Raw genomic sequence first — 1,101 nt, 5'->3', positions numbered from 1 at the left:
GTGATGCGCAGCCGCTCGGTCTTCTTCGGCACGGTGGGATAGTTGATCGGCTGGACGTAGACGCCGCAATTGTCAAGCAGCAGGTCGGAGATCCATTTGCACTTGGCCGCATCGCCGACCAGCACCGGCACGATATGGCTGGGATTGTGCATATGCGGAATGCCACGCTGGTCGAGCAGCGAGCGCAGCCTGCGCACCCGGTCCTGATGGCGGGCGCGCTCGAACTGGCTGACTTTCAGATGCTGGATCGAGGCGACCGCACCGGCGGCCAATGCCGGCGGCAGCGCGGTGGTGAAGATGAAGCCGGAGGCGAAGGAGCGGATGAAATCGCACAGCGCCGCGGAAGCAGCGATATAGCCGCCCATCACGCCGAAGGCCTTGCCGAGCGTGCCCTCGATGACCGTCAGCCGGTCCATCAGCCCCTCGCGCTCGGCAATGCCGCCGCCGCGCGGGCCGTACATGCCGACCGCATGCACCTCGTCGAGATAGGTCATCGCGCCGTATTTGTCGGCCAGGTCGCAGATCTCCCGGATCGGGGCGATGTCGCCGTCCATCGAATAGACGCTCTCGAAGGCGATCAGCTTCGGCGCCTTCGGATCGGCGGCCGCAAGCTTGGCTTCGAGATCGGCGACGTCATTGTGCTTCCAGATCACCTTGTCGCATTTGGCATGACGGATGCCCTCGATCATCGAGGCATGGTTGAGCGCATCGGAGAAGATGATCAGGCCGGGAATTTTCGCGCCGAGCGTGCCGAGTGCGGCCCAGTTGGAGACATAGCCGGAGGTGAAGATCAGTGCTGCTTCCTTGCCGTGCAGATCGGCAAGCTCCCGCTCGAGCAGGACGTGGTAATGGTTGGTGCCAGAGATATTCCGGGTGCCTCCCGCACCCGCGCCACAGTGGTCGATGGCGCTCTTCATCGCCTCGATCACCTTCGGGTTCTGGCCCATGCCGAGATAGTCGTTGGAGCACCAGACCGTGACTTCCTGCTCGCCATTCGCGGTATGGCGCGTCGCGCGCGGAAAGTTGCCGCGGTGACGTTCGAGATCGGCAAAAACGCGGTAGCGGCCCTCGGCATGAAGCCCGTCCAGCTCGTTTTTGAAA

Annotated in this window: 1 protein-coding gene; it reads right to left on the bottom strand. The window is 63.4% G+C overall.

All coding sequences use genetic code 11. From position 1 onward, the window contains the following. Positions 1–1,101 (bottom strand): 5-aminolevulinate synthase (gene hemA, locus FFR93_RS40445; RefSeq protein ID WP_138397231.1); only part of this gene is annotated, 1,101 nt, incomplete at both ends.

The organism is Rhizobium sp. MHM7A, from assembly GCF_005862215.1.
GTDB classification, from domain to species: domain Bacteria; phylum Pseudomonadota; class Alphaproteobacteria; order Rhizobiales; family Rhizobiaceae; genus Rhizobium; species Rhizobium bangladeshense.
This window is presented reverse-complemented; position numbering and strand designations above follow the sequence as displayed.